We start from the raw sequence: 18,795 nt of genomic DNA, 5'->3' as shown, positions 1-18,795 counted from the left end.
AATCATGATCATTTACGGAACCGCACTGCTGGCCCTGTGCCATTTGCTCGGCATCTTCCTGGGCGACTTGCTCGGGCAGCTGATGGGCGTCAAGACCAACGTGGGCGGGGTGGGCATCGCCATGCTGCTTTTGATCTGCGCCCGGCTCTACATGCAGCGGCGATCCTGGCTGCCGCAGATGACCGAACGGGGCGTCGAATACTGGGGCGCCATGTATATTCCCGTGGTGGTGGCCATGGCGGCGCAGCAGGATGTGGTCGCGGCGCTGCGCGGCGGCCCGGTGGCCGTGCTGGCCGCCATCGGCTCCGTGCTCGTCTGCGGCGCCGTGATTTCTCTGATTAACAGGATGGAAAGCCCGGCCGCCGTCGCCGCCGCCGAAGCTGAGTCGATTCTGATCAAGGAGCACCGTCATGCTTGAAATCTTTGAAAAAGCCGCCATCCACAATGGCCTGGTGACGGCATTCGCCTTTGTCGGCCTGATCATGCTGCTGTCGGTGGCGCTGTCGAAGTATCTGACCCTGGGCCGCGTGCACGGCTCGGCCATTGCCATCGTGATCGGCCTGGGCCTCGCATACTGGGGCGGGGTGCATAGCGGCGGCCATAAGGGCCTGGCCGATTTGTCGCTGTTTGGCGGCATCGGCCTGATGGGCGGTGCCATGCTGCGCGACTTTGCCATCGTTGCCACCGCTTTCGAAGTGCAGGCGACGGAGGCGCGCAAGGCTGGCCTGATCGGCGTCGTGGCCCTGATGCTGGGCGTGGTGCTGCCCTTTCTCGTGGGCGCTGGCGTTGCCTACGCGTTTGGCTACTCGGACGCCGTCAGCATGACCACCATCGGCGCTGGTGCCGTCACGTATATCGTCGGCCCCGTCACGGGCGCGGCCATCGGCGCCAGTTCGGATGTCATGGCCTTGAGCATCGCGGCGGGCTTGATCAAGGCCATCCTGGTGATGGTGGGCACGCCCGCAGCGGCGCGCTTCCTGCGCCTGAAAACGCCGCGTTCGGCGATGGTCTTCGGCGGCCTGGCCGGTACCGTCAGCGGCGTGTCGGCCGGCCTGGCGGCAACCGACCGCAGGCTGGTGCCGTATGGCGCGCTGGTGGCCACGTTTCACACGGGCCTGGGCTGCCTGCTGGGTCCATCCTTGCTGTTCTTTGCCGTCAAGGCGGTGGTGGCCTGATGCAAAATCTTCGCGCGCATGATCTGCTCTGGGCATCCGGCCTGCCTGAGGGGGCGCCGTTGCCCGCCTGGCTAGACGCGCTCTGGCTGCGGGCGGCGCCGCTGGTGGTGCGGCGCGCCAGCTGCGCGCCCGGACGCATTCCCGTAGGCGCGCGCGGCATGCTGCGCAGCGAGCGGCACGCGTGCGAAGTGGAGGCCGCCGCCGTGCTGCACCGCGTGACGCCGGAAATGCTGGCGCGGCTGGCGCACGCGCCGCTGCCTGGCTTTTCCTGCGCTGCGCTCGATGCGCTGCGGCAGGTGGCGCCCCTGCTCGACGCCACGGGCTGGAACTGGGGCCCGACGGGCGGCGTGGGTTTCGCGCTGGCCAGCGGCTTGCCCGTGCTGCGCGCCGACAGCGACCTCGATTTGCTGCTGCGCATCGCCGCGCCGCCGGATGGCGCGCAAGCCGATTCCCTGCGCGCCATCGCGGCGAGTGTCACGGCGTGCCGGCTGGACTTGCAGATCGACACGGGCATAGGCGGCTTTGCGTATGCCGAATGGGCGGAGGACCGGGGCAGGGTCTTGCTGAAAACGGATCGCGGCCCGCTTCTGACGGCCACGCCCTGGGAGCTTGCATGAGCGTGTTATTTACCTTTCCGGGCCAGGGGGCCCAGACTCCGGGCATGCTGCATGCGCTGCCGGACGATGCGGCCGTGACGGATACCCTGGCCGAAGCGGCGGCCGTGCTGGGCCGCGATCCGCTGGCGCTGGACACGGCCGTCGCACTGGCCTCGACGCGGGCCGTGCAACTGTGTCTGCTGATCGCGGGTGTGGCCATGGCGCGTTCCCTGGCCACGCGCGGCGCGCTACCGGACATGGTGGCCGGCTTTTCGATCGGCGAGTATGCGGCGGCCGTCGTCGCCGGCGCGCTCGATTATGCCGATGCCCTGCGCCTGGTGGCGCGGCGCGGACAATTGATGGAACAGGCGTATCCCAGCGGTTACGGCATGGCGGCCATCATCGGGCTTGATTTGGCGCAACTCGAATCCTTGCTGGCGCAAGTGCACGGCGCCGCCACGCCCGTGTATATCGCCAACCTGAATGCGCCGCGCCAGATCGCCATCGCCGGCAGCGAACCCGCCCTGCAAGCCGTGATGGCGCTGGCCCTGGCGCATGGCGCCAGGAAGGCCAAGCGCCTGGCCATCAGCGTGCCGTCGCATTGCCCGCTGCTGGACGGTGCCGCGACCGACATGGCCGCCGCCTTCGATGGCGTGGTTGTGCGCCGGCCGTCGCTGGTCTACCTGAGCAGCAGCACGGCGCGCGCGCTGTTCGACCCGGCCCGCATCCGCGACAGCCTGGCCGCCAACATGGCGCAGCGCGTGCAGTGGACTGCTACCTCGCGCCTGGCATGGGAGCGAGGCGCGCGGCTGGCGCTGGAAATGCCGCCGGGCAGCGTGCTGACGCGCCTGACGGCGCCCGACTTCACCGATGGCGTGGCCGTCTGCTGCGATGGCAACCGGAGCGACAGCCTGTTGGCGCTGGTGCAGCGTGAGCGGGGTAGTGCCGCTTAATCGGCCGCCGCAAGCTTTTTCTTCGCCTGCAGCCGGCGCGAACGGCGTTTTCTTTCCCAGATGACGATGCCCGTCACCGACAGCATGGCGACCATCACGCCCATGAAGGACATCAGTATGCGTCCCGGCAAGCCGAGGATGCGGCCCGAGTGCAGGGGGAACTGCAGTTGCACGAAGACGTCGGCGGCAGTGCCTTGCCACGGCTTGTGCTGGCCGATGATGCTGCCGTCCATGCCATCGACGTAGAGGTTGGACAAGCCCATGCCGGCCGCGCCGAACTCGTCGGCCGGGTCGAAGAACGACACGTTGTAGAAGGAATAATTACCGCCATAATAGATGCCGCCTATGGGTGCCGTGATACCGCGCTGCACGGCTTGCTCTTTTGCAATATCCACGGCCTGCTCGAAACCGATCACGGGCTTGATGTAGCTGCCGTAGGGTGCCGGCGTCTGCGTTTCATACGGGCCTGGCGTGGTTGTCGATACCAGCGACATGAGGGGATAGAACACTTCGCGGTACAAATTCAGCGAGAACGAGGTAAACGCGACGACAATGATGATGGCCCACACCCACAGGCCCCCCGCGCGGTGCAAATCGAAGTTGAGCTTGTAGCCGCCGGCCGCCCAGCGCACCACCCACGATGGTTTCCAGCGTTGCCACCAGCTGGCAGCATCGCGGTGGCGCGGCGCCTCGTCCGGGGCGCGCGGGCGCAAACGGCGTGGCGTGGTCAGATAAAACGCCACCATGCTGTCGAGCAGCCAGATCAGGGCGACCGTTCCCATCAGCCAGTAGCCCCAACGGTCGGTGCCCCAGAAGGCGGGCACGTGCAGGCTGTAGTGCAGGTGGCGCAAGAACGGCATCAGGCTGCGGCGCGACAGGGAAATGGCGGTCGAATCGCGCGTGCCCGTGATGTGCGCCGTGACGGGGTCGATGTAGACTGTGTCGTAGTCGAGCACGAACGGCTTGTTGCTCGCCGGGTCCGTCAATGGGCGGACCATGAAGGCGGCGGCATGGCCTTCTTCCAGGCCCAGGGTCAGGTAATTGACTTCCACGCGCGGGTCTGCGGCGGCTACCTTGTGCGCCAGCGCAAACGGCGCCTGCAGGGGGCCGCGGCCCGGCGTGTCCATGATGTCGGCGTTGAGCCACTCGTCCAGTTCATGGTCCCACGAGGTGACGGCGCCCGTGAGGCCTGCGACGATGAGAAAAAGGGCGATGGTGAGGCCAGCCCAGCGGTGTATGACAGTCCAGAAAGCGCGCATGCAGTACAAACCTTCAACATGAAACCGGCTTGTTGCCGCCAGCGGGCGCCATAGCGGCGCACAGGGAAAGCCAGGCACACGCCTGGAATTTTGATAATAGGAATCGTTCTCATTATCCGTCGTGGCCAGGCGTTTGTCCAGCGCGAACGGTGTTGCCCAAGGTGCAATTGTGCATGCTAAGATGCCGGCAAGTAGGTAATTTACATTCCCAATGGAAATATTCGGAGCATGCGCATGGAAGATCTGCAGCATGTCCGCGTGAGCGAATGCGCCGGTGCGCCGCAGGCGTCGCGGTGTTCATGCACGGCCATGCCGTCAGCGGAGGTCCCGTGATTTGCGTGGGCCACTTCAGCGCCATGAACGCCTTGCCGGCTGCCATCGCCGCAGCGATCCCTGCGGCCAGCATCTCATCCTCGTGGCCATCACGGGCCAGGACAAGGACCGCCAACTGGCGTCCGATGGGGGCTTTGATTTGCACCTGAGCAAGCCTGCGGATGTTAATGCGCTCGATGCGATGTTGCAAAAAGATGCTGCAAACGGGGTGAGGATGGTATGAGTAAAATGAAAGACATGGAACAACTGACAGAACTTGAAATCGCCGTTTTCCAGCTCGACATGGGTTTTGCTCCGGCTGAGCGCTGCGTGGACTGGGCCGTGGAACGTCTGCGCCTGGACCAGGAAGGCGACGACCTGGAGGTCGTGCTGCTGGCCAGCGCCCGGGGTCGCGATGAAGTGCTGCCGCTGGCCGACGTGATCATCGCGCGCTACCGTGGCGCGCAGCGGCGCGATCAGCAGTTTTTGGCTGGCAAATACATCGTCGAGTTGCACCTTGCCTATCTGCAAAGACTGGAAAGCGTGTCGTCGCTCGATGCCATCTTTACCCGCTTGTACCCGGCGCTCGCTTATCCGGACTGGCTGGTCATGTTGAGCCGCAATTGCGAGTATGCGATGGACGTGCCCGATTTCGAGCAGCCGTTCGAAGAGGAATTCAATTACATCGCCGCATTGTGGGCGAATGCTGACAGTCGCGCTGACTTTGATCGCCTGTATAGCCGCGAGACGTCGAACCGGCATGATGTCATGCTGGGCTAGGGAATGGCCACACTGGCCTTGCCAACCATCGTTGAGAAAAGAATCCATAAACTGATGAAAATTGTCCACGTATCCGATGCTGCCGGCGCGAAGAGTAATGAAGATCTGGTGGCGGTTTATCTGCACAATGCGGGAATCGTGGATATCCTGATATTTGATGGTGCAAGCTCGGTCTCCGAAAAGAATTATTTCGATACGCTGGTAGGCGACGCCGCCTGGTTCGTGTCGGCTTTTGCGGCCCTGCTGAAAGAGGTGGTCGCGCCCGGATTAAGTCAGCATGACAGCATCAAGCTGGCATTGGCACATTTTCAGCGCGATGTGCAGGCGAGTTTTAATCTGGCGCAGATTCCTGCGTATGCCTACCCGATTGCCGCCTTGACGTGGGCACGCATTATCGAAGGCGGCGTGGATGCCGCTGTACAGATCTACGCGCTTGGCGATTGCAAGGTGTTTGTCTCGAACGCAGCCGGGGAAGTGCGCGATATTGATCCCTACGAGAATGCGCAGGAAGATATTCTGAAGGCGGCCATTGCACAGTTGAAAGCGCAAGGTGTCGAGGATAAGGCGCAGGTATTCGCGGCCTTGCTGCCGATGTTGCGGGAGCGGCGCGCATTCCAGAATATGCATGCTGCGCCGACGATACTGTGCATGTATCCGCAAGGGGAATTCGAGGCCAGGCAATATGCGTTTGACATGGAGGGGCAATCGCAACTGCTGGCAATGACAGATGGCTTCTACCGCCTGGTCGATACCTATGGCCTGTATTCCATGGACGGACTGGTGCGGCGCTGTGCTGAAACGGAGCTGGACACGCTGCTGCAGGAATTGCGCCAGTTTGAACAGGATAATCTGGCGTCCGGCGCACATTCCGTCAAAAAGTCCGACGATGCCTCGGCCGTGCGTTATGCGCGGCGCGCGCTCAACGGCGAGAGCATTGCAATTTTGTAAGCCTGGCCACGCCTTTGCTTGGCTTGCTTCAACGTATAATTTGCGCAATTCATTGCGTGGGATTTGACGTGCAAAACAAGACTATTGGTTTAATTGGCGGCATCGGCTGGGCTTCCACCCTCGAATACTACCGCTTGCTCAATGAAATGCTGGTGGCGCGCATCGGTCCCGCCCATAGCGCGCGCATCTTGCTGGTCAGCATAGACCAGGCGGATTTTGTCGCGCACGCATCGCAGCCCGATTCCCATGCTATCGAGCAATTCCTGGTCGGGGAAGGGCAGCGTCTGCAAGGCATGGGCGCGGATTTCTTCCTGCTGTGCGCGAATGGCGCGCACCGCTTCGCCCCGGCCGTTGTGCCGCAGATCGGCTTGCCATTCATCAGCATCGTCGAGGAAACGGCGAAAAGGGTGCAGCAGTCGGGCGCTCACAAGGTGGGCTTGCTTGGCGTCAAACAGACGATGGGGGGCAGGTTTTATCACCAGGCACTGGAACAGTGCGGCATCGCGACGGTGACACCCGATGCGGCCGACCAGGAAATCGTCCACGACATCATCTACAAGGAACTGGTGCAGAATATTTTTACCGACGCCAGCCGGGAAATTTTTCTCGGCATCATCGAGAAACTGCGGCTGCAAGGCGTGCAGGGCGTGATTTTGGGTTGTACGGAGATACCGCTGCTGATCCGGCAGGGCGATGTCGACTTACCGCTATTTAATACCACGGAGATTCATTGCGAGGCGGCGGTGGCATTTGCCGTTGCGGACTAGGCGCAGGCAAATGAGCGGCCGACCAAGCTGGTCGCCGCTCTTGTCAATCATCAAGCCGGCTGCGCGCCGCTCAGGTTGCGGCTGCGGTTTTCCACCAGTACGGAAATGCCGAGCACGACGATGCCGCCGCAGGCCAGCATGGCGCCGACCCAGCCTGTCGAGCGCAAGCCCATGCCCATGGCGATGGCGATGCCGCCGGCCCAGGCGCCCAGCGCGTTGGCGATGTTGAAGGCGGAATGGTTGAGGGCGGCGGCTACGGTTTGCGCGTCGCCGGCCACGTCCATCAAGCGCGTTTGCACGGCGGGGGCGACGGCGATGCCGGCGCCGATGGCGAACAGGTTGATCGCCGTCAGCCAGACATTGCTGCTGGTGTAAGTAAATGCGGCCAGCGCGGCCACGTTCCACAGCAGCACGCCAAAAATCGTCCACAGGCGCGAGCGGTCGGCCAGCCAGCCGCCGATCAGATTACCCAAGGTCATGCCGACACCGATAATGGCCAGCAAGATGGAAATGACCAGCGGTGACACTTTCGTGATTTCCAGCAAGGTGGGCGTGATGAACGTGTAGACGGCAAACATGCCGCCGAAGCCGATCGCCACCATCAGCAGGGTCAGCCATACTTGCAGGCGGCGGAACACGCCCAGTTCGCGGCGCGGGCTGGAATCGCCGGCAGCGACCATGGGCACGAAGATGCGCACCATCAGCATGGTCAGCAAACCCAGCGCGGCGACCAGCAAAAAGGCGGAGCGCCAGCCCAGGGTCTGGCCGATATACGTGGCCAGCGGCACGCCGAAGATATTCGCGACCGTCAAGCCCATCAGGACACGCGCCACGGCCTGGCCCCGCTTGTCCGGTTCGGCCAGGGCGGCCGCCACCAGGGCTGCCACGCCAAAATAGGCGCCATGGGGAATGCCGGCGACGAAGCGGGCCACCACCAGCAAGCCATAGTTGGGGGCGATGGCGCTGAGCAAGTTGCCGCCAGCGAACATCAGCATCAAACAGATCAGCATCAGCCGACGCGGCATGCGCGCCAGGAAGATCGTGATCAGGGGCGCGCCGATGACCACGCCCAGCGCGTAGGCGCTGATCATGTGGCTCATCTGCGGCAAGGTCGTGCCCAGGTCGTCGGCCACCACGGGCAAGATGCTCATGGAAGCAAATTCGCCCGTGCCGATGGCGAGGCCGCCGATGGCCAGGGCCAGGTCGGCATAGCCAGCGCCAAAAGGCGCGGTGACGCGCGGAATGAGGGGATCTACGGAGGCGTGCATGTTCTTGTTAGTTGGGTAAGGAATGACAGGGTGGAGAGGCGTGCTGTGGCCCGGCCGGAAGTGGCCATATGCCACCAGAGTCGACGGCTGGCCGGTATTTTCGGGCGATAAGAACTGCTCAAGGACAACATTGTAAAAGATTCGGGCAAGCTCTGCTGGGCGATGGCTAAAATCTGCTGCACTGCACACACCAGCGATTGCTATGTTTGTTAACGATAACACGGAACGCGTCCGCTGGTGGGATCTTCCGCGAGACCTTGCTGGAGCAGGCGGGCATCGCCGCCTAGATTTTCCTGGCGTGCTTCAAGTGCAAGGGCAGCCACCACCACATGCAGATGATGAGTGAGCCCATCAGCACGCAGGCGACGATGCCGGCGACGTGGCCGAAGACTTCCGACATCACCAAATTGGTGCCGAGGATGAAGGCCAGTGCCAGGGAGAAGGCACCGCACATCATGATGCGGTCTGCCACGCGCTTGAAGCGCTCGCGGTCTTGCAGGGGGCGCATGACGCGGTGCTGGATGGCTGGCGCGCTGAGCAGCACCAGGCTGGTCATGGAGAGGAAAAACGTCAACAGGAAGACGATCTTTTCCGCTTGCACGATCTTTGCGAAGCCGCCGTTGAAGGGCAGGATGATGAGGAAGGCCGTCAGCATTTGCGCGCCCGGCAGCAGGATGCGCAATTCGCTGAGCAGGTCGGACAAATCGCCTTCGTCGCCTGGCTGGCCATCTTCATCCTGGTGTTGCGCGTGTGGCATGGGAGCGTCCTCGTGGTGGTGATGGGGCCAGTCTACGCACAAGCGCCCAGGCCGACTGTGGCCCGGCGCACCGTCAGAAGCATTGCGTGTAGTGTCGACGCAAACGCCACAGGGGCGTCGAAACGATGGGCGTGGCGCTGTGCGAGGCATCATGGCCGCAATGGCCGCAACTGTGGCGCCGGTGCGGCGCCAGCGCGAAGCTGCCCAGGTCCAGATGCGGGTGGCCGCAGCGGGCGCAGTCGCTGCAGTCCATCGGCATGGCCGCCTGCAAGGCGGCGGCGTAGGCTTGCGCGGCGGGCGGCGTGATATTCAGCTGCACGATGTCGGGAGGGAACAAGCCGGGCAGGGCGCGGCAGTCGATGGCCAGCGCGGCTGCGTTGCGTGCCAGCAGGGTGCCGCCGTCACCAGTCCGGGCGCGCAGTTGCAGCAAGCCATCGGGGCCCAGACGCAAGGTGGTGGCGTGAAACTGGCTGGGGTCGAACAGCACCGGATACAGTACATAGCCCATGGGACTGGCGTGCTGGCGGCAACGCATCTGCTGGCTTGCTTGCCGGTCGGCCAAGTCGGCCTGAGTGCCCCAGTAGCATTGGTGCGTGCGGCACCAGTGGCGTGCTGCGCCATTGCGAAACTTTCCGGCGGGGAGCAGGTCGCACAGGACGATGGCGTCTTCGCCCGCGCCGGCGCGAAAGTGGCCGGTGATGTGGGCGGTGGTGACGGCCAGATGGCCCGTGCTCGCTTGCAAGGGCCAGCAGATGCCGGGCAGGGTCAGCGGCATAGACAATGGCGGCTCCGCGCAGCTATCGGCTTGCCAGCCAATAGCCTCCCGGAATGAAAAAGCCCGCCGACTTGGGCGGGCTGTGCTGACGGGCTTGGCTGGTGCATGTTCCCGTCTATTCTTCCGTATCGGCCAGGGTGACGATGGCGCGCGCCCACTTCGAGTATTTCAGGTTCGCCAGGTCGCGCACGGTCTTGATATTGAATGCCTGCTTGAGCAGCTCTGCATCCTTCTCGCTTACGCCTTGCAGCGCATCAACAGGGGCATCAGCGATTTCCTTGAACGTTTTTTTCTCGTAGGCTTTGTCTACCGCTTTATTGATGTTCATGTATTGATACTCCTCAGTAAGTAGGAAAATTAATTCTACACGTTTTTGCGAGCCGTCAATTTACGCTTGCATGTTGTGCCGAACTAAATATGATGGAGGTGGGCGCAGCTGAGGCCAAGCCTGTTTTTGAATAGCTTGTTGCATTGTAAATATGGCATGTGAATTATGTATAGTATAATTGTTGTGTATGTCGGCGACTAGGCGTCGGCCTACCGGACGCCGCTATACGCGGCACTAATGGACAGCGTTCAGGAGAATACGATGAGTTTGCTAGATCAACTTGCGGGACAGGCGATGAGCGCTTTGGGCAATAAGGGCGCGGATGGGGAGGCCCCGTCGGGGCTGATGGCCAGTGTAATGGATCTGGTCAACCAGCATGGCGGCTTGCCGGGCCTGCTGCAGAAATTCCAGGAAAGCGGCCTGGGCGACCAGGTGGCCAGCTGGATCGGCACCGGTGCCAATGCGCCCGTCTCCGGCGAACAGATCAAGGATGCGCTGGGTGCCGACACGATCTCCCAGATCGCTGAAAAAGCGGGCGTCGCACCGGACGCGGCCTCGGGCGGCCTGGCAGCCTTGCTGCCCCAGCTGATCGACAAGCTGACGCCCAACGGTCAAGTGCCAGAAAGCAATGACCTCGTCAGCCAGGGCTTGAATATGCTCAAGGGTAAGTTCTTCGGTTGATTTTCTGGTCTTGGAAGTGAAAAACCTCGCAGCGATGCGAGGTTTTTTTATGCGCAAGGTCTTGCGTGTAATGTGTGAACGTCTGAAAAACGCCTGCGGCCAGGCGCCGCCCCGATGGCAGTAGGCCAGTACGGCGAAGGACTAGAGTAAGCCCGGCAACAACGCCACGGTTTTTTTTCAGGCAGCGGCCATCATGCCGAAATGGGGTTGCGCGTCGGTCAGCCGCGCCGTACTTCCCTCCACCAGATAGGAACAATAGCGCCGCCGCTCGGCGATGCCGCCGCGCCGCTCCATCAGTTCGCCCAGCATGGCGACGGCATCGGCAGCCATTTTTTGCACGGGCTGGCGCAGGGTGGTGATGTCGTAGCTGAGCCAGCCGGACGCTTCCAGCGCGTCGAAACCGGCCACCGACATTTGCAGCGGCACCTGGATGCCCAACTGGTGGCGCGCCGTGTCCAGGCAGCCGATGGCCATGATGTCGTTGCCGCAAATGACGGCGTCCGGCACGCGACCCAGGCGGTCGATGACCTTGCGCAAGCCCCGACCGCCGCTGGCGTAATCGTAGTTGCCGCTGACGACGATGGGCGCGGGCAAGCCCAGCGTGAACAGCCGGTCCAGCACGCCGGCCTTGCGTTCCTGCGCCACGGCCGAATCGCCGGGGCCATCGATGATGGCGAACTGGCGGTGACCCGCCTCGGCCAGGCGCGAGACGAGCAGGCGCGCCGCTTCCGCCTGGTCGCACAGCACGGCATGCACGGCGTGCTCTCGGGGGCTGCGGTTGAACAGCACCAGCGGCACGTCGCGGCGGCCAAATTCGGCCATTTGCTCGTCCGACAGGCAGGCGGCCACGACGGCGCCATCGACCTGGTATTGCCACACATCGCTCAAGACTTTGCCGATGTCCGCTTCGCGCTCCAGGGTAAATAGCAATAAACGCTTGCCCTGGCGGGCGATTTGCTGGCTCAGGTCGGACAACACTTGTGGATAGTACAAATTGGCCAGGTTGGAAATGATGACGGCAACCAGGTTCGAGCGGCGCGTGATCAAGCTGCGCGCGGCCGCGTTGGGGATGTAGTCGAGGCTGATTGCCGCCTGCATGACCTTGGCATGCGTGGCGGGCGAGATGCTGGCGCCCGGCTTGAAGCATCGCGATACGGCCGATTGCGACACGCCGGCAAGCAGGGCCACATCATACGAGGTCACGCGCCGTCCGGCACCGGGTGCGGGGCGGGTGGTGATGGGTGTCCGGGCCACAGTATTCTTTTTTCGCATATTGGTCTGGCAAGCAATCTGTCTCAAAATATTCCTGCAGGCCCGGCCGCTCGTGGCGGCCTGGGCGGGCAGAATGAGCATAGCGCAAAAGATTGCCGCATGGCAAGACTGTTTTCTTGTTCATGTTGCAAAAAATATGACTGAATGGCAAGTGGTATGCTTGCCCTTGAATCGGTACCGCGCCGCCGCCGTCGCAGCAGACCAGGGAAACGAGGAGGGCAGCCAGCAACGCTGCGGCCAGGGCGCGCGGGCGGTGCATGGGGGCGTAGGGCGCGATGGGTCTCCGGGAGCTGGCCGAGTTGCTCGGTGTCACTTCCCAAGAGTAGCTTTTGCACGCCGTAGCTACTTGATGAAAAGCAAGCTTGTTGTCTTGGCCGTACCGGAAGTATTTTTCTGGTGCAATGGCGTGCATTCTGATAAGATAACGCCCCTTTATTCAGGGAAGGGTCGACATGGCCAATGCTTGCGGCGTCGATTTCGGCACGTCAAATTCCACGGTAGGCTGGGCGCGTCCCGGGCAGAGCACCATGCTCGGCCTGGAAGATGGCAAGACGACCTTACCGTCCGTTGTCTTCTTCAATGCGGAAGACGAGGAAGTCAGTTTTGGCCGCGCGGCGCTGGCCGGCTATCTGGCCGGCTACGAGGGGCGCTTGATGCGCTCGCTGAAAAGCTTGCTGGGCACCAGTCTCATCGACGGCCAGACGGAAGTGGGCGGCCGTGCGCTGCCATTTCGCATGTTGCTGGCCCAATTCATAGGCGAAGTGAAGCGCCGCGCCGAGCAATCCGCCGGCCGCGAATTTTCGTCCGCCGTGTTCGGCCGTCCCGTCTTCTTTATCGACGACAATGCGCAGGCCGACCAGCTGGCGCAAGATACCCTGGCCGAGGTGGCCCGTTCCGTGGGCTTCAAGGACGTTGCTTTCCAGTTCGAGCCGATTGCCGCTGCGTTTGACTACGAGTCGCAAATCGACAGGGAAGAGCTGGTACTGATCGCCGACATCGGTGGCGGTACATCCGACTTTTCCCTGGTGCGGCTGTCGCCGGAGCGTGCGAAGAAGACGGAGCGGCGCGAGGATATCCTCGCCACCGGCGGCGTACACATCGGCGGCACGGACTTCGATAAATACCTGAGCCTGTCTTCCGTCATGCCTCTGCTCGGCTATGGCAGCCGCCTGCACAACAATAGCGAAGTGCCATCCAGCTATTATTTCAACCTGGCTACCTGGCACACCATTAACCTGGCTTACACCAAGAAGATCTGGATGCAGCTGGCCGACGTGTGTCGCGATTCGCGTGAGCAAGACAAAGTGAAACGTTTGCAAAAGCTCATCGACGAGCGCGCCGGTCATTGGCTGGCCATGAAAGTGGAAGAGGGCAAGATTGCCCTGTCCGACGCGGCCGAAGTGCAGTTGGAGCTCGACCGTTTGTCGCCCGCGCAAAGCCTGTTGCTGAAGCGCACGCAATTCGACGAAGCCATCGGCCATTTGTGCGGTTCCGTGGAAGAAACCGTGCTGCGTTTGCTGCGCGATGCGGGCGTGGCGCCGGAAGCCGTTGACACCGTGTTCTTCACGGGCGGCTCTTCCGGCGTGCGCTTGCTGCGCGAAAAGATCGCCGCCCTGGTGCCGGCCGCGCGCAAAGTCGAAGGCGACTTGTTCGGCAGTATTGGCGCGGGATTGGCGCTGGACGCAGTACGTAAATTTGGTTGATAATCATCACCCCGCCGCACCTCCGAAAGAACGCCCCATGAATGTGTTTGACAAACCGATCGTCATGATCGACTTCGAGACGACCGGTCTGTCACCCGACATGGGCGATCGCATCACGGAAGTGGCGGCCTTGCGCATCGAGGGCGGGAAAATCACCGACCGCTATGTGACCCTGATCAATTGCAATGCGCGCATTCCCTCGTTCATCACGGGCTTGACGGGCATTACGCAGGCCATGGTGGACAAGGCACCGCCCGTGGCCGAGGTGGTGCCGCAGCTGATCGATTTCATCGGCAGCGATGCCTTGTCGGCGCACAATGCCAGTTTCGATGAAAAATTCCTGCGCGCGGAAAGCGCCAGGCTGAACCTGACGCCCGCGCACCAGTCGCTCGTGTGTTCCTTGAAACTGTCGCGCCGCGTGTTTCCCGGCATGGCCAGCTACAAGCTGGGCTTGCTGTCGAGCCAGCTGGGCATCGCCTTCAAGAGCGCCGCCCACAGGGCCGAGTCCGACGCGGAAGTGGCGGCGCAAGTGCTGATCCATATTGGCCGCCATTTGCGCAGCAATTACGGCATTGCCGATGTCGACGCCGACCTGCTGGTGTCACTGAACAAGCTGGCGGCCGCGAAAGTGCCGCAATTCCTGCAAAAGCACCCATCACGCCGCTGAGCTGCATTGCGCATCGAAGCGGGCTCATCAAAACGATATGATTTTGCTATTTCGTTTGAGCCTGCTCAAGTCCTTCCCCCGCATCGAATTTACAATTTAGGCAACACACGATTTCGCCGCCCTGGGCCGCCGTTTTGCGCGTGCCGCCGGCAAGCGCGATGTGGGTGGGGGCGCACATGGACAAGCACCATACTGCCAGAGATAGCCATCAGGCGTATATCTGGTTCCGCACGGCTGCCGAGCAGGGCAATGCCTATGCCCAGTTCAACCTGGGATTGCTGTACAGGAAGGGCGAAGGCGTGGCGCAGGACGACGCGCGCGCCTTTGTCTGGCTACGCCTGGCCGCGCTGCAAGGGCTGGCTTATGCGCAGAACCACCTGGGCGCCCTGTATTACCACGGCCGCGGCGTGGCGCAGAGCGACGAGGACGCCGTTCTGTGGTTTCGCCGCGCGGCCGCCCAGGGCGATGCTTCGGCCCAGCATAACCTGGGACAGATGTACCGCAAGGGGCGGGGCGTGCTGCAGAGCGACGAGCTGGCCCTGGCGTGGTTTTACCGCGCCTCGGAGCAGGGCGTGGCCAGTGCGCAATCGCTGCTGGGTGTAGCGTATGCCCGAGGGCTGGGAGCGCAAAAGAACGATGCGCTTGCCCTGGCCTGGTTCCGCAAGGCAGCCTTGCAGGGCGATGCGCAGGCGCAGCTGAACCTGGGGTTCGTCTACAAGCGCGGCCAGGGCGTGGCGCAAAACGATGCGCAGGCGCTGTCCTGGTTCCGCCAGGCCGCTGCCCAGGGCTTGGCCGTGGCCCAGCGGCAACTGGGCGTGGCGTATGCGGAAGGCCTGGGCGTGGCCCCCGACCAGCGGCGTGCCTATGCCTGGCTGCAGCGTGCAGCCGAGCAGGATGATGCCGAAGCCCAGTTCAACCTGGGTCTGATGCTGGCGCGCGGCCGGGGCGTGGAGCAGGACGAGGCGCGCGCCCTTGCCTGGTACCGGCGCGCTGCCCTGCAGGGCCATGGCATGGCGCAATACAATCTGGGCGGCATGTATGCGGGCGGGCGCGGCATCGCCCGCGACTTGCGCCAGGCGCTGGACTGGTATGCCAGGGCGGCTGCCCAGGGCGCGTCGAATGCGCAGTTCAACCTGGGCGTGATGTATGCCAATGGCCAGGGCGTGGAACGCGACGAAGTCTGTGCCGTGCGCTGGTATCGCACGGCCGCCGAGCAGGGCGATGCCAGCGCGCAAAACAACCTGGGCGTCATGTATGCGAATGGCCATGGCGTGCCGCAAGATGACAGCCTGGCCGTGCAATGGTATGCGCGCGCGGCCAGCCAGGGCCTTGCGCTGGCCCAGTACAACCTGGGTTGCATGTATAACAGCGGGCGCGGCGTGGAGAAGGACTTGCCGTGCGGTTACATGTGGCTGGCGCTTGCGGCCGAGGGTGGCGATAGTGGGGCGGCCAGGGCCAGGGAAGCGGCGGCCGCCAGCCTGGAACCGGCACAGTTGGAAGAGGCGCAGCAGCGCTTGCGGCAATGGCAGCAGGGGCGTTACCCGCCGTCGCCGTCGCCTGACTGAAGCGCGGCCACTGTGCGCGCACGCACGCGCACTGCATGCGATAATTGCTCACCGGCATGTCGCGCCGCATTGAGGCAATGCGCGCATGCGTGCGGCGCAGATTTTTGGCATAGTGAAAGGTGGAACATGGTAAGGCAGGCAGGCGAGGATGCATCCGAGCAAAAAGTCATCGACGACATCGCCACGCATGGCTGGCATGGCGTCCATATCAGTGCTGATGAAGAAGGTCCCGGCTATGCCTTCACCATAGGGGCTGGCCACAGCTTTGGCCAGCCCGAATTTCTCATCATGGGCTTGCCGCGCGCCATGGCCCATCAGATACTTGACCTGGCGCTGGATGCCGTGCGCAGCGGCGCCATCACGGATTTCGCGGCCACCACGGACGTCTTGCTGGAAGGCCATCAGTGCGCCTTCGTGCGCGTGCCCGTCGAGCAATACCGCAACTATGTGGGCTATGCGCGCTGGTACTACCAGGGCGACGATTTTACCTTGTACCAGATCGTCTGGCCGTCGCGTGATGGCCATTTCCCGTGGCAGGCGCAGGCCAGTGCGCAATATGTGGATAGCCAGCCCCTGCTGGGACCGGCGCCGCTGGCGGCATGACGGCAGGGACGACGGCCAGGGTTTGTACCGATACGGCTACCCTGTGCGTGTTCGACCCGGCGCTCTTGCGTCACAAGCTGGACGATGACTGCGACTGGTGGAGCATCCCCGGCGCGGAACTGGCGGCCGTGAATGCGGGCCAGGTGGCTTTTTTTAACGTGAGCGGCGACGGCGCGTATGACCTGGTAGTGCACGCAGAACTTGCCGAGCCGCACGTGAGCGTGCATCTGGCCGTGGTCTCGGGCCGCGTCTTCATCGGTGCCGGGGAAGACGTCACGGGCGGCGGCCTGGAACCGGACACGGCATTTGGCGGCCTGTTCGTGGACGTGCCCGTGGGCGGCTGCCGCGTGCAGGCGCGCCGCGATGGCGACTTGATCAGCCTGGCATTCGTGCCCGATGCGCGCAGCAGCAATGCATTTGGCGACCTCGTGCGTATCTGATCCCCATTCATTCTCTTGCTATCGACCCTGGCTAGGCATCCAGGCGCGCCACGCCCGCACCTTGCCGCCGGTCCAGGAACAGGCTGTTGCCGTGGATTTTTTTCGCCTGCTTCTTTGCTTCGGCCGCCTGCGTGGCAATCTGATGGTGGGTGTAGTACTGGTGCGCCTCGACCTTGATGACGCCCAGGGATAAGCTGATCAATGAATAAAACACTTTCTTGCCCTGCCGGTCTTCGCTGATGTAGCCGCCCCGTTCGCAGTCGCTTGTGCTGTAATAGGCGAGAATGGCGGCGGCAAAGCGCTCCAGGATGGCCTGGCAGCGCGTTTCCCAGTCTTCGCTCTGGAACAGAATCATGAAATCGTCGCCGCCGATGTGGCCGATGAAGTCGCGGTTCGGGTCGCAATGGCTGCTGAGGATTTCCCCCGTCAGCTGGATCACGTCGTCACCCTTGCGGTAGCCGTATACATCGTTGAAGGGCTTGAAGTGGTCGAGGTCGCAATAGCAGACCCAGAAACGGGCACCGCTGTGCAGCAGGCGGTCGATATGCTCGTTAATGGGCACGTTGCCGGGCAGTTGCGTCAGCGGGTTGGCGTAACGCGCTGCATTGATCTGCATCTGCGTGATTTCGCGCATCAGGTCGTGGCCCGTGCCCATGCCCAGGTAGCGGCCCTCTTCGGTGATGATGAAGCCGTTGAACAGATGGTGGGCATCGGACTGCACCATGGTGTAGCTGAGTTCCTGCAAGCTCGTCTCGTGATCGGCAATCAGGGGCGTGGCATCCATGAACAGGCTGCATGATTTCTTGCCATACAGTTCGCGCTGGTAGGGACGGGCGAAGTGGTCGATCATCTCGAAGCGGCTGATCAGGCCCAGCGGCACGCCGTCATCGACGACGGGGATGATCATCAACTTCGGTTCTTTCAGGAAGATATCGTATACCTCGTTATTATTGCGCTGCGGCGAGACGGCCGCCACCCGGTGCAGCAGCTTGCGGATGCTGGAGCCGTTCTTTTCCAAGCTGCTGCGCTGCGGATACACGGCCACGCCGTTGCGCCCCAGCGCCTGCACCACTTCGGCCGGCAGCGCGCGAGCCGGCACCGCGTTGGGCCGTCCCAGGTGATAGCCTTGCCCGAAGGCCACGCCCAAGTCGCGCAAGACCAGCAATTCCGTCTGCGCCTCGATGCCTTCGGCAATGACCAGGGTGCCCGATTTTTCCGCGATTTCCTGGATCGAGCGCACGAACTGCAGTTTCACGGGATCATGATTGATGCCCTGGATGAAATGCATGTCGATTTTTACGTATTCCGGGCGCAGTTCCGACCACAGGCGCAAGCTGGAAAAGCCTTCGCCCAGGTCGTCGATGGCGATCTGGAAACCCATATTGCGGTAATGTAGCACCGCTTCGCGCATCAGCTCGTAATCGTAGGTGGGTTGGTTTTCCGTCAGCTCGATGATGACACGGTCCGGATTGATGCCGATGTGCTCGATGTATTCCAGCGTTTCGCCATGGCGGGCATTGCGTAGCAGCAGGCATTCGGGGCTGACATTGAGAAACAGCTTGCCCGGTAGCTGCAGTTCGGCAAAGCGTTCGAGCACCACTTGGCGGCACAAGTGTTCCACTTCCAGGGTCAGGTCATGCGCGCGCGCCACCTTGAACAGATTCATCGGCGCGTGCAGGGGGCTGTCGGACGGTCCCCGTATCAAGCCTTCGTAGCCGATGATGTCGCCGCTGTGCATGTGGATGATGGGCTGGAACAGTGCGCTGAGTTTGCGGCCCGCCAGGATCTCGTGCAAGGCATCCGTTCCTTCGATGGGCATGGGGGCCGATGGCGGCTTCAGGTAAGCCACATTCGATGGCATCGCGCCGGGCGGCGCGGCGGTGGTGGAAGGGAGGGCGAGAGTGTGCATAGGAGGATGTGGCGGCACGGCCTCTGGACGGGCCATG

Annotated in this window: 20 protein-coding genes; 13 read left to right on the top strand and 7 right to left on the bottom strand. The window is 62.7% G+C overall.

Features of this window, described 5'->3' with window-relative positions; genetic code table 11:
- Window positions 1-4: 4 nt before the first annotated feature.
- Genes madL through mdcH form a run of 4 tightly spaced genes read left to right on the top strand, consistent with a single transcriptional unit; the run spans window position 5 to window position 2,724 of the window.
- Window positions 5-418 carry a malonate transporter subunit MadL gene (gene madL, locus C8C89_RS18795; protein WP_133991724.1) on the top strand — a complete coding sequence of 138 codons (414 nt, stop codon included), beginning with the start codon at window positions 5-7 and terminating at the stop codon, window positions 416-418.
- On the top strand, window positions 411-1,175 hold the full coding sequence (gene madM / locus C8C89_RS18790; RefSeq protein ID WP_133991722.1) for a malonate transporter subunit MadM: 765 nt from the start codon (window positions 411-413) through the stop codon (window positions 1,173-1,175). Before madL ends, madM begins: the two co-directional genes overlap by 8 nt.
- On the top strand, window positions 1,175-1,792 hold the full coding sequence (locus C8C89_RS18785) for a malonate decarboxylase holo-ACP synthase (protein ID WP_133991720.1): 618 nt from the start codon (window positions 1,175-1,177) through the stop codon (window positions 1,790-1,792). Before madM ends, C8C89_RS18785 begins: the two co-directional genes overlap by 1 nt.
- Window positions 1,789-2,724: a malonate decarboxylase subunit epsilon gene (gene mdcH / locus C8C89_RS18780; RefSeq protein ID WP_133991718.1), complete on the top strand. Its 936-nt coding sequence runs from the start codon at window positions 1,789-1,791 to the stop codon at window positions 2,722-2,724. Before C8C89_RS18785 ends, mdcH begins: the two co-directional genes overlap by 4 nt.
- On the opposite strand, the gene C8C89_RS18775 is transcribed toward mdcH, so the two are convergent.
- Window positions 2,721-3,983, bottom strand: coding sequence for a PepSY-associated TM helix domain-containing protein (locus C8C89_RS18775; protein WP_133991715.1), 1,263 nt, complete (start codon window positions 3,981-3,983; stop codon window positions 2,721-2,723). The genes mdcH and C8C89_RS18775 overlap by 4 nt on opposite strands.
- A gap of 570 nt (window positions 3,984-4,553) precedes the next feature.
- On the opposite strand from C8C89_RS18775, the gene C8C89_RS18770 reads away from it, so the two are divergent.
- The 3 genes from C8C89_RS18770 (at window position 4,554) to C8C89_RS18760 (ending at window position 6,790) form a co-directional block, all read left to right on the top strand.
- A complete protein-coding gene (locus tag C8C89_RS18770; protein WP_133991713.1) occupies window positions 4,554-5,075 on the top strand; it encodes a hypothetical protein in 522 nt (173 codons plus the stop codon).
- 3 nt (window positions 5,076-5,078) lie between these two features.
- A complete protein-coding gene (locus C8C89_RS18765) occupies window positions 5,079-6,023 on the top strand; it encodes a hypothetical protein (protein ID WP_133991710.1) in 945 nt (314 codons plus the stop codon).
- Window positions 6,024-6,091: 68 nt separating this feature from the next.
- Complete coding sequence (locus C8C89_RS18760) at window positions 6,092-6,790, top strand: amino acid racemase (RefSeq protein ID WP_166674796.1); 699 nt, start codon at window positions 6,092-6,094, stop codon at window positions 6,788-6,790.
- Window positions 6,791-6,840: 50 nt separating this feature from the next.
- Here the strand turns inward: C8C89_RS18760 and C8C89_RS18755 are convergent, their stop codons facing one another.
- From C8C89_RS18755 to C8C89_RS18740, 4 genes are all read right to left on the bottom strand, one after another.
- The gene (locus tag C8C89_RS18755; protein ID WP_133991693.1) at window positions 6,841-8,058 is read right to left on the bottom strand and encodes an MFS transporter; all 1,218 of its coding nucleotides are present in this window, start codon (window positions 8,056-8,058) and stop codon (window positions 6,841-6,843) included.
- Between the two features lie 283 nt (window positions 8,059-8,341).
- Window positions 8,342-8,815 carry a DUF6328 family protein gene (locus C8C89_RS18750; RefSeq protein WP_101481143.1) on the bottom strand — a complete coding sequence of 158 codons (474 nt, stop codon included), beginning with the start codon at window positions 8,813-8,815 and terminating at the stop codon, window positions 8,342-8,344.
- Window positions 8,816-8,888: 73 nt separating this feature from the next.
- Window positions 8,889-9,596, bottom strand: a complete 708-nt coding sequence (locus C8C89_RS18745; RefSeq protein WP_133991691.1) for a hypothetical protein — start codon at window positions 9,594-9,596, stop codon at window positions 8,889-8,891.
- A 109-nt stretch (window positions 9,597-9,705) separates the two neighbouring features.
- Window positions 9,706-9,918, bottom strand: a complete 213-nt coding sequence (locus tag C8C89_RS18740) for a hypothetical protein (protein WP_034751103.1) — start codon at window positions 9,916-9,918, stop codon at window positions 9,706-9,708.
- A 261-nt stretch (window positions 9,919-10,179) separates the two neighbouring features.
- Here C8C89_RS18740 and C8C89_RS18735 point away from each other — a divergent pair, with 261 nt between their 5' ends.
- Window positions 10,180-10,599 (top strand): YidB family protein, encoded by a 420-nt coding sequence (locus C8C89_RS18735; protein ID WP_101481145.1) that lies wholly within the window; start codon window positions 10,180-10,182, stop codon window positions 10,597-10,599.
- A gap of 177 nt (window positions 10,600-10,776) precedes the next feature.
- Here C8C89_RS18735 and C8C89_RS18730 read toward each other — a convergent pair whose 3' ends face one another.
- Window positions 10,777-11,853 carry a LacI family DNA-binding transcriptional regulator gene (locus C8C89_RS18730; protein ID WP_243858093.1) on the bottom strand — a complete coding sequence of 359 codons (1,077 nt, stop codon included), beginning with the start codon at window positions 11,851-11,853 and terminating at the stop codon, window positions 10,777-10,779.
- Between the two features lie 470 nt (window positions 11,854-12,323).
- Between C8C89_RS18730 and C8C89_RS18725 the strand changes: the two genes are divergently transcribed.
- The 5 genes from C8C89_RS18725 to C8C89_RS18705 all read left to right on the top strand — a co-directional run bounded on the left by C8C89_RS18725 (window position 12,324) and on the right by C8C89_RS18705 (window position 16,849).
- Window positions 12,324-13,574 carry an Hsp70 family protein gene (locus C8C89_RS18725; protein WP_101481147.1) on the top strand — a complete coding sequence of 417 codons (1,251 nt, stop codon included), beginning with the start codon at window positions 12,324-12,326 and terminating at the stop codon, window positions 13,572-13,574.
- A 37-nt stretch (window positions 13,575-13,611) separates the two neighbouring features.
- On the top strand, window positions 13,612-14,241 hold the full coding sequence (locus tag C8C89_RS18720; protein ID WP_180338445.1) for a 3'-5' exonuclease: 630 nt from the start codon (window positions 13,612-13,614) through the stop codon (window positions 14,239-14,241).
- Window positions 14,242-14,417: 176 nt separating this feature from the next.
- Window positions 14,418-15,806, top strand: coding sequence for an SEL1-like repeat protein (locus tag C8C89_RS18715; RefSeq protein ID WP_101484521.1), 1,389 nt, complete (start codon window positions 14,418-14,420; stop codon window positions 15,804-15,806).
- Window positions 15,807-15,932: 126 nt separating this feature from the next.
- A complete protein-coding gene (locus C8C89_RS18710) occupies window positions 15,933-16,409 on the top strand; it encodes a DUF4262 domain-containing protein (protein WP_101481148.1) in 477 nt (158 codons plus the stop codon).
- A complete protein-coding gene (locus C8C89_RS18705) occupies window positions 16,406-16,849 on the top strand; it encodes a DUF6386 family protein (RefSeq protein WP_133991689.1) in 444 nt (147 codons plus the stop codon). Before C8C89_RS18710 ends, C8C89_RS18705 begins: the two co-directional genes overlap by 4 nt.
- A gap of 31 nt (window positions 16,850-16,880) precedes the next feature.
- Here C8C89_RS18705 and C8C89_RS18700 read toward each other — a convergent pair whose 3' ends face one another.
- Window positions 16,881-18,668 (bottom strand): GGDEF domain-containing protein, encoded by a 1,788-nt coding sequence (locus C8C89_RS18700; RefSeq protein ID WP_101484522.1) that lies wholly within the window; start codon window positions 18,666-18,668, stop codon window positions 16,881-16,883.
- Between the last annotated feature and the right edge of the window lie 127 nt (window positions 18,669-18,795).

The sequence above is a fragment of the Janthinobacterium sp. 75 genome, assembly GCF_004365495.1.
GTDB lineage: Bacteria > Pseudomonadota > Gammaproteobacteria > Burkholderiales > Burkholderiaceae_D > Janthinobacterium.
The sequence above is the reverse complement of the archived record's forward strand: the minus strand, read 5'-3'. Positions and strand labels throughout refer to the sequence as shown.

Excerpts from the sequence above, each read along its gene's own strand:
- madL (WP_133991724.1), top strand. The coding sequence starts at position 5 with ATGATCATTTACGGAACCGCACTGCTGGCCCTGTGCCATTTGCTCGGC.
- madM (WP_133991722.1), top strand. The coding sequence starts at position 411 with ATGCTTGAAATCTTTGAAAAAGCCGCCATCCACAATGGCCTGGTGACG.
- C8C89_RS18785 (WP_133991720.1), top strand. The coding sequence starts at position 1,175 with ATGCAAAATCTTCGCGCGCATGATCTGCTCTGGGCATCCGGCCTGCCT.
- mdcH (WP_133991718.1), top strand. The coding sequence starts at position 1,789 with ATGAGCGTGTTATTTACCTTTCCGGGCCAGGGGGCCCAGACTCCGGGC.
- C8C89_RS18775 (WP_133991715.1), bottom strand. The coding sequence starts at position 3,983 with ATGCGCGCTTTCTGGACTGTCATACACCGCTGGGCTGGCCTCACCATC.
- C8C89_RS18770 (WP_133991713.1), top strand. The coding sequence starts at position 4,554 with ATGGAACAACTGACAGAACTTGAAATCGCCGTTTTCCAGCTCGACATG.
- C8C89_RS18765 (WP_133991710.1), top strand. The coding sequence starts at position 5,079 with ATGGCCACACTGGCCTTGCCAACCATCGTTGAGAAAAGAATCCATAAA.
- C8C89_RS18755 (WP_133991693.1), bottom strand. The coding sequence starts at position 8,058 with ATGCACGCCTCCGTAGATCCCCTCATTCCGCGCGTCACCGCGCCTTTT.
- C8C89_RS18750 (WP_101481143.1), bottom strand. The coding sequence starts at position 8,815 with ATGCCACACGCGCAACACCAGGATGAAGATGGCCAGCCAGGCGACGAA.
- C8C89_RS18740 (WP_034751103.1), bottom strand. The coding sequence starts at position 9,918 with ATGAACATCAATAAAGCGGTAGACAAAGCCTACGAGAAAAAAACGTTC.
- C8C89_RS18735 (WP_101481145.1), top strand. The coding sequence starts at position 10,180 with ATGAGTTTGCTAGATCAACTTGCGGGACAGGCGATGAGCGCTTTGGGC.
- C8C89_RS18725 (WP_101481147.1), top strand. The coding sequence starts at position 12,324 with ATGGCCAATGCTTGCGGCGTCGATTTCGGCACGTCAAATTCCACGGTA.
- C8C89_RS18720 (WP_180338445.1), top strand. The coding sequence starts at position 13,612 with ATGAATGTGTTTGACAAACCGATCGTCATGATCGACTTCGAGACGACC.
- C8C89_RS18715 (WP_101484521.1), top strand. The coding sequence starts at position 14,418 with ATGGACAAGCACCATACTGCCAGAGATAGCCATCAGGCGTATATCTGG.
- C8C89_RS18710 (WP_101481148.1), top strand. The coding sequence starts at position 15,933 with ATGGTAAGGCAGGCAGGCGAGGATGCATCCGAGCAAAAAGTCATCGAC.
- C8C89_RS18705 (WP_133991689.1), top strand. The coding sequence starts at position 16,406 with ATGACGGCAGGGACGACGGCCAGGGTTTGTACCGATACGGCTACCCTG.
- C8C89_RS18700 (WP_101484522.1), bottom strand. The coding sequence starts at position 18,668 with ATGCCCATCGAAGGAACGGATGCCTTGCACGAGATCCTGGCGGGCCGC.